The organism is Bradyrhizobium sp. UNPF46, from assembly GCF_006658625.1.
GTDB lineage: Bacteria > Pseudomonadota > Alphaproteobacteria > Rhizobiales > Xanthobacteraceae > Bradyrhizobium > Bradyrhizobium nitroreducens.
In genome coordinates, this window is sequence record NZ_LFJB01000116.1 from 20,355 (window position 1) to 27,830 (window position 7,476).

The 7,476-nt window shown below is 54.3% G+C and carries 9 protein-coding genes; 6 read left to right on the plus strand and 3 right to left on the minus strand.

Features of this window, described 5'->3' with window-relative positions:
• The first annotated feature begins 1 nt into the window (after position 1).
• Together UNPF46_RS35725 and UNPF46_RS35730 are read left to right on the plus strand one after the other, a co-directional pair.
• Positions 2 to 2,155 (plus strand): type IV secretory system conjugative DNA transfer family protein, encoded by a 2,154-nt coding sequence (locus tag UNPF46_RS35725; protein ID WP_142253164.1) that lies wholly within the window; start codon positions 2 to 4, stop codon positions 2,153 to 2,155.
• Between the two features lie 59 nt (positions 2,156 to 2,214).
• Positions 2,215 to 3,258, plus strand: coding sequence for a replication-relaxation family protein (locus UNPF46_RS35730; RefSeq protein WP_142253165.1), 1,044 nt, complete (start codon positions 2,215 to 2,217; stop codon positions 3,256 to 3,258).
• Positions 3,259 to 3,294: 36 nt separating this feature from the next.
• Here the strand turns inward: UNPF46_RS35730 and UNPF46_RS35735 are convergent, their stop codons facing one another.
• Complete coding sequence (locus UNPF46_RS35735; protein ID WP_142253166.1) at positions 3,295 to 3,540, minus strand: hypothetical protein; 246 nt, start codon at positions 3,538 to 3,540, stop codon at positions 3,295 to 3,297.
• A gap of 358 nt (positions 3,541 to 3,898) precedes the next feature.
• Between UNPF46_RS35735 and UNPF46_RS35740 the strand changes: the two genes are divergently transcribed.
• Together UNPF46_RS35740 and UNPF46_RS35745 are read left to right on the plus strand one after the other, a co-directional pair.
• Complete coding sequence (locus UNPF46_RS35740; protein WP_181770267.1) at positions 3,899 to 4,678, plus strand: CHC2 zinc finger domain-containing protein; 780 nt, start codon at positions 3,899 to 3,901, stop codon at positions 4,676 to 4,678.
• A gap of 136 nt (positions 4,679 to 4,814) precedes the next feature.
• Positions 4,815 to 5,084: a hypothetical protein gene (locus tag UNPF46_RS35745; RefSeq protein ID WP_142253168.1), complete on the plus strand. Its 270-nt coding sequence runs from the start codon at positions 4,815 to 4,817 to the stop codon at positions 5,082 to 5,084.
• Between the two features lie 222 nt (positions 5,085 to 5,306).
• On the opposite strand, the gene UNPF46_RS35750 is transcribed toward UNPF46_RS35745, so the two are convergent.
• Positions 5,307 to 5,546, minus strand: coding sequence for a hypothetical protein (locus UNPF46_RS35750; protein WP_142253169.1), 240 nt, complete (start codon positions 5,544 to 5,546; stop codon positions 5,307 to 5,309).
• Positions 5,547 to 5,706: 160 nt separating this feature from the next.
• Between UNPF46_RS35750 and UNPF46_RS35755 the strand changes: the two genes are divergently transcribed.
• On the plus strand, positions 5,707 to 6,036 hold the full coding sequence (locus UNPF46_RS35755; protein ID WP_142253170.1) for a VRR-NUC domain-containing protein: 330 nt from the start codon (positions 5,707 to 5,709) through the stop codon (positions 6,034 to 6,036).
• A 49-nt stretch (positions 6,037 to 6,085) separates the two neighbouring features.
• Here the strand turns inward: UNPF46_RS35755 and UNPF46_RS35760 are convergent, their stop codons facing one another.
• The gene (locus UNPF46_RS35760; protein ID WP_142253171.1) at positions 6,086 to 6,304 is read right to left on the minus strand and encodes a hypothetical protein; all 219 of its coding nucleotides are present in this window, start codon (positions 6,302 to 6,304) and stop codon (positions 6,086 to 6,088) included.
• 585 nt (positions 6,305 to 6,889) lie between these two features.
• On the opposite strand from UNPF46_RS35760, the gene UNPF46_RS35765 reads away from it, so the two are divergent.
• On the plus strand, positions 6,890 to 7,369 hold the full coding sequence (locus tag UNPF46_RS35765) for a terminase small subunit-like protein (RefSeq protein WP_142253172.1): 480 nt from the start codon (positions 6,890 to 6,892) through the stop codon (positions 7,367 to 7,369).
• Positions 7,370 to 7,476: the final 107 nt, after the last annotated feature.

Sequence of the window (7,476 nt, forward strand, 5' to 3'; positions counted from 1 at the left end):
CATGCCCGCCCCGGTCGCATTCGTCCTATACGCGATGGGAGGTATCGCTATTGTCGTTGCTCTCATCTACATCGGAATCTTTGTCGTTCCCGTAGTGCTCGTCATAGGGGGCGGTTGGCTCATACATCGAAAGTTAGAGGTGCAACGGGAACAACAGCAAGTCGCTTTGCGAGAGGCAGAAATAAAGGCTGAACTAGAAACGCCACCGAAAGCGCCGTCACCAATTGCATTCCGTGACAACGCGTTCAGGACATTTGTAGAAGCGGTTATTGCACGTGAGGAAAGACTACCAGTTCCTAGCATTGTGCACGCAGCCGGAGCCGCACTTCAATCACTCTATGAAGCCGAGGAACTTACGGGCGGAATGATTGAGCCGCTCTCGAATGATCCAATGGATATCGCCCGTTGGCGCGATGCGATGAAACGGCGTGCAGCTCGGTCGCGAGATGTCGCGCTCCCGAAGAAGATTGAAGTAACCTTCTTCGAGGCATTCAGTCGTTTCATGCGCGCTCTTCCAACTACAGCCATGCTTTCGCGTGCCGATTTCCACGAAGCAATACAATCGGACGCAAAATCCGCTTTTAGTGTCTCGATTATTGATGTCTTGGACAAGCCTGGCAAAGTGATTCAGGATTTTCTGTCCGCCTTCTATTCGCAAGAGGCAAGGACCGCGGGCTTATTCGATGCATTGCGGGGGCAAATCGACCGCAATATGCATCAGCTATCGGGTGTTCCGTACGTCGATGCAAACAAGGGTTCTCAAAAGCTTATCCTGCCCGAAGAGCACGGGGGTGAACCGCAAGAGATCCTTTCGGGCTATCTCAAAGACACGCCCCTTGAGCAGATCTTTGACGCGCTAATTCCGTTCAGTTTCTCTGATGAGACCCGCTTCTCGGGCCATTGGATTATCGCCCCGCCCGGACGGGGTAAGACGACGCTCCTACATTCAATGTTTCTCGACGACCTCCCGCGCCATGCGTCTATCATCGTCATGGACAGCAAAGGCGACCTTATCAATCCGATAAAAAATATGGCGGCCGTTGCCGACCGGCTGGTGCTTATCGAGCCCGATAGCGCTCACCCGCTTGCCCTCAATCCGCTCGACGTGCCGAGCGAGAATATCCCACACACCATCGCGCTCATCGAATACATACTCTCAGGTCTACTCGAAGCCAAATTCACAAACCTACAATCCGCCCTGTTCCGGCAGGTGCTTCCCTCGATGCTCCAAGCATTCGAGCATCCAACCATCGAGACGTTGAAGCGCGTCTTAGCAGACGGTCTGACAAAGGCGGAGATAGAGCGGTTGGATGACCGCCTGCGCTCGTTCTTTGAAGACAAAGTGCACGGCTTTTACGCCAAGACATACGCGGAGACGCGGAGCCAGATAATCTGGCGTCTTGATTTCATTCTTACCAATGACACCATGCGCGCCATGTTCGCCTCGCCGACCACTCGGCTGAAGATCGAGGAGGCAATGGACACTGGCAAAATTGTTCTAATCGATGCCAGCAAAGCGAAACTTGGCGACGACGGTAGCGAGTTCTATCAGCGCTTCTTCCTGGCCCTTATCCTCGGGGCCGCTCAGGCGCGTTCAACGCTGAAACCTTCTGAAAAACTCCCCGTCTATTGTTACTTGGACGAGTGCCAATGGGTGCGTAACGACCAGAAGCTAGCGACCATCCTGGACGAGTGCCGGTCGCAAAAGATCGCCCTGATTTTGGCCCACCAGCGCACCGACCAAATCACCAATCCCAATGTCTTGAGCGCAATGTCCAATTGCGCCATCCGGTTCGCAAACAGCGACGACGAGGCGAAATTCCTGGCTCCCAAGCTGCGCTGCGAGCCGGAGTTCCTGCACAGCCTCCCGCGCGGCACGTTCGCTGCCTTCGTGCGCGACCTCACGCCCCACGCTGTAGCGCTAAAGGTACCGTATCGGAACATGGAAGACCTGCCGCACATGACCGCCGACCAACAGACGGCAATTCGCCAGCGGATGCGGGATGAGTACGGTTTCATTGTTCAGCGGTCAGAGCGGCAATCTGCCCCAATCGACGAACCCTCAGCGCAGCCGCAGGCTATCCTAGTGGCCCCAAAACGCACCAAGCCACAGGCCGAGAACAAGCCAAGCCCGCTGGCCTCAACAGATTGGTAGTATAATTATTCAGCGTCTCAGGGCGCTTCATTTCAGAACATCTGTACTCAAGGTCGCTCATGCTTGCCTTTGACAGCGGTGTGGTCGACTTCCAATCTCGAGATATGCAAAAAGTCGATTCACTAAAACGCGTTTCACGCTTCGACAACACGGTACGGGGCAATAGATCATTTCGCATAACCAAGAACGACTTACGTGTTCTCGATCTGCTACAAGATTTTGAGTGCCTCCCGAGCACCTACATCCCTGCACTCGCCGGCCTCTCTACCGAATACACCATCAATCGCCTTACCGATTTGCGGCATCGCGCAGGCGTCATCGAATGTCCGCCTGGTTCTTGGGAAACACACAATGCACGCTATCGACCTGCCATCTATTCGCTGTCCGCATGGGGTGAGCAGGTCTTGAAGGACGCAGGACTCTATCGTCCGTTTGCCCGTGGCAATGACCACATCAAACATAAGTCCGCGCGCTGCCTCGTCGAAGCGTCTTTTGCCCTGGGTGTGAACGCCAACGCCGCCCTATCGCTAGTGACACACCGGGACATCTTGGCTCATCCGTCTTGCCCAGCAGAGACCAAGCGTTCGACGACACCGTTCCACTTCTCTACGCAGTTCAGCTATCGGACGCCACGCCTAAACAAGCTGGTCGAGGTAGACCGAGACACTGTTCACGACACCAAGCCGTTCGCGATAGCTTATACACCGGAAGGCGGAAAGACGGCCCGGTTGTTCGTCGCCGGCATCGAAGTAGACCGCGGGACCGAAACGCGTAACCCCGAGAAGACGGTGAGGCAGACCATAAATGAAAAGATACTGGCGGCGCTCGAATTGCATCGCAATCGCACCTACCAGCGCCAGCTCGGCATTCCGAGCGCGGTAACGCTGTTTGTCGCCATCAGCGAACACGAAATGCAAGAAATGATGACGATTCTTGAAGAACGAACGGGTGGAAAAGGTTCGGCTCACATTGGCTTCAAATTTGTGCGTGAGTTCGCATCTATCGACTATTTCCCGAAGCCCACGGGCTTCATGCTGACGGAGCCGTGGCAGCGCGTTGGGAACCCTTCGCTCGACATTCTTGGGGAGTTGGGAGCCAAATAGAAAGGACGGGCCGAAGCCCGCCCCGAGGTGACGAAATCATTCGTCGATAGGTTCGTCGTCGGTGACGAACGGTGGAACGAGCACGAGCGCTCCCTTGAAGTTGGCCGTGTCGATGGGCCAGGTATTGAGCTTGATGGTGAAGCCAGGCTCGTCATTCTTGCGAACGAACGCGACTCCTACGGGCGACCAGTCACGAGGACCAGGGCCGGTTTTGGCCCGAACTACAAACGCTACATCGCGTTTGTCGGGCAACGGCAATCGCCGCTGTTGTGATGTACTCACTGAGTATCTCCTCTTTCTCCCGCGAATGTACATATGAATCGAACGCGGGTGGGGAGCAACGTCGCTAGTTTCAGCTCAGATACGGTACTTAAGTTCTGAGACAAGTAGGCCGTCTCGTACCAGACACGACGTATTAGGCCCATTCTCCCCCCATCCACATTCGATATTTGTGAAATGCCGGGTGGAGCGCGCCTGCGTGCAACAGGCGGTGATGCACGAACGAGAAACAGGCCAGTCAACTAGGACGTAGCGGTTTCGATCTATTCGCCGCTCCACTCGACATTCCACACTCTGCATCTCGCGCGATTATAGCACGCGGTAGAATGACAAGCGGCTTGCTCATTCACAGGAGATGATCATGACGGAAGCCGCATACGTAGACTTCGCCCGTTTGAAAGAGCGGGTGCGCATCGAGCAACTGATTCCGATCCTCAATCTCACGCTCAAGCAGAACGGCCCGCAATATAGGGGGCCGTGCCCGACGTGCCGACAGGGAGGAGATAGGGCACTTGCACTCAACAGCGACAAGCGGAGCTACTACTGCTTCGCCCAAGGTAAGGGCGGCGACGTGATAAGCCTCGTCGCACATATCCGGGACATGACGCAACGCGAAGCCGCGCTGTATATCGAGCAACAGCTTGGGACAGCCGAGCCTAGAACGGCTTCGGTAGCGTCCAATACGGCCCCCAGCCCCGCAGTCCAACAAACTCGGGAGTTGAAGCCCCTCGACTACCTTCAGTACACAGAGGCAGTCGGGGGGCTAGGGGTCTCAGAAGCCACCTGCAAAGCGTGGGGCGCAGGGTTTGCTCCGAAGGGAATTATGCGCGGCAGGTTCGCCGTCCCGATTCATGACCGGCAGGGAACGCTTCTGGCGTATGTCGGGATAGCTGTCTCAGACGAGCAATCGCCCAAGCTCCTATTCCCAAACGGCTTCGACCCGCACTCGGTTATCTTCGGCGGCGATCGTGTGGGGGAAGGGGAGCTGTACCTCGTCCGAGATCCGCTTCAGGTGCTTACGGCCTTCGAAGCCGGAATGGAGAACGTCGTGGCGTTCCTTGCGCCGATCACGCCTCAATCCCTCGAAATGCTCGCCGCGCTGTGCGACGAGAAGAGGGTAGAGACCATCGAACTGTTCTAAGTTTTCCCCAACTGCCGCCCTGAAAATATGGGCGGCTTTTTTTCATTCAGCACTGTAACACTCAGTACCCCCTAGCGCCGCATGGTGCTTCATAGCCAACGGTTACAGCTTCGAAGCGTCCCGATACAAACTCGGGATGGACCAACAGACCACCATCCGCATCAACGATTTGCTCCGCACCGAATTCATCGGCGGCATCGTTCTCTTGTCGCCATCCGTCTACCTGCTCCCAAAGGAGATGCGAGCGCGGGCGTTGCTTCGCATGAGCAAGGCATCGCACTTCACCATGGACGACCACAGCGAAGGCGTCTTTGCGTACGCAGATATCCTCTTCCATTGGCATATCGGCAGGTTCGCGGGAGAGCGTTGCATCACGCTTTCGATAGGTTGCGAGGCGCTATACTAACACTGGACCGTTCTTGTCCCCATAAATCGATCAATCCGCTGCTGCCCCGTAGCCGCTGCATTCAAACTGACCGTGCTTGTCTAAGACGGCCGACCGCCTCCCATCATGACGATCGTAGAGCTGAGCCCGTGGCGAACGGTTGCTTGCGGTTGGGGAATGTCGGGAACGCCCTGTATGCCGTTCAAGTCGGCGCAGTGCTCGACCAGTGCGGTAAGCCCCGCGTCAATGCGGGGTTTCTCTTTTTGTCTGACCGGTCATTTCCCTTATCATTGCTTCCAAGCCGACACAGACCAATGCCTCTTGTTCTGCTTGTGGTAATTCGCGGAATGCCTCGTGTACCCAGCTGGCAAGGCCACTGGTACCGGTCTTTAGATAGAACTCTTTCGCCATTCGGACGAAAACTTGAGATCCGCGGTCGCCGCCCAAGCGGACTATTGCTAATGCATCGTCGATATCAGCCATTACGACCTCTCTGTTTTCCACATAGTATGCGAGTTTCTCGGATTTCCGACTGATAGAATAGAGCTAGTTCCCCACATGACGCCCGATGGAAACGTCGGCATAGTTTGGAAGCGCCTGATGCAACCCTAGACCCCTTGCATCACCCCTTGCATCGGGCGTCATGGCGAGAACGAAAGAGACAGAGATACAATCGGCGATTTGCGAATACCTGACTCTAAGTGGAGTATTCTTCGTCCGCCTGAACAACATCCCAGCGCTGTATCGCGACAGGAAAGGCGGCCTGCAATTTCGTAAGATGGGAAAATACGCGTGCTTAGGACTTTCAGACATTCTCGTTGTGAAGGACGGCCAAGCTATTTTCCTAGAAGTGAAGAGAGAGGACGGAAAGCAGTCACCTGAGCAAATCGACTTCGAGGCATATGTGAAAAGGGCGGGTGCCCAATATCATGTGGTCCGCTCGATCGATGAGGTAGTAAAGTTGAACCTCTAAGAGAAAAGTCCTGACTCAAAACCCTCGCCTGAGCAAAGATTGCGCCTGCTTAGAAAAGCTTTTTGAACCAAGAGAACGGGCGCATGACCAGACTCTGCCATTCGGGGTGCGAATAGCTGAGAGCGAGAATGATAATTGCCAGGGCGAGAGCTACCGCGATTATCAAAACGGGCTTGCAGACCGCTTGGATCGCAGCGCTTCCCTTCGCAACAACCTTCAGGAAAGGAAGGTTGAACGTCAGCTCTTGTCCGTCGCTTTCACTGCTCATGGACTCTCTCCAAAAGGGCATACCAAGGCCCTCAGTCGCGACGCAAACATCGCAACTCGTCATTCCAGAAAGTAAGGATAGCCGCTCTATACCTGCCGTCTCTCGTGCAACGTATAATCTAAATGTGCCGAAACGGTTGCACGTCATGCTGAGTGGGTACCTGACTCACATACACCGAATCCGCGTCCTTGCAACTGAATCACATGACTACAACCGCGCAACTCTTAGTAAGGATCTTGGTAACAGGCGTAAAAGTACACAAAAAGTACGAATCATTAATACCACATAAAGCGCTCAAAGTGCCGAAGACCCACTAGATGTAGTAAAATACGGCTAGATTCGGAAAAACCGGTTACTCATCTAAGTTTTGCAAAAAACGGCGCACCAGCAACGCATGTTCGACTCTCCGAGCGACGTAAACTTCGAAGATTTGTTTGTTTGGATATTTCCTCGGCGGTTCTAGGGGTTCGAGTCCTCATAAATTCCTATGCTCAAACTAATTCTCGTTTTCCTAGTGACAGTCCTATTTCGGTAGGGCTGCATCAAATATTAGAGATTGCATGTCGTAAGTGATACAATCTGTGGATGGCTATTGGCCGTCCGACCAAATTCACCAAGACATTGGGTGCCAAAATCTGCGAGCGCATCGCAGAGGGCGAGAGCATCCGTACCATCGTCAAAGACGACAACATGCCATCAGCTTCCACCATTTTTCGGTGGCTACTTGACGAGGACAAGAAGGAGTTTTGGGAGCAATACGAGAAGGCCCGCAATATCCAAGCGGAATTGATGTTCGAGGAGCTGCTAGAGATCGCCGACGACGGCTCAAACGATTACATAGAGCGCGAGCGGCAGGACGGCGAGACTTATACCGTTCTCGACAACGAGCACATCCAACGCTCCCGCCTTCGCGTCGATACCCGCAAGTGGTATCTTTCCAAGGTCCTTCCAAAAAAGTTCGGAGAAAAAATCGACTTGACCAGCCTTGGCGAACAAGTGGCCGTGGCTGGTTTCAATTTCCTGAAGAATGAAAACAATCACGCCGACGATTCGGCCAACGGCTAAGCAAGAGCAGGCTTGGGATAAGCTTCTAGCAGTCTGCTGAAAAACCGGCAAATTCGTTGCTGATTGGCGTTTGGGTTGGACCTTGGTCGGAAGTTTGATGTCGGAGC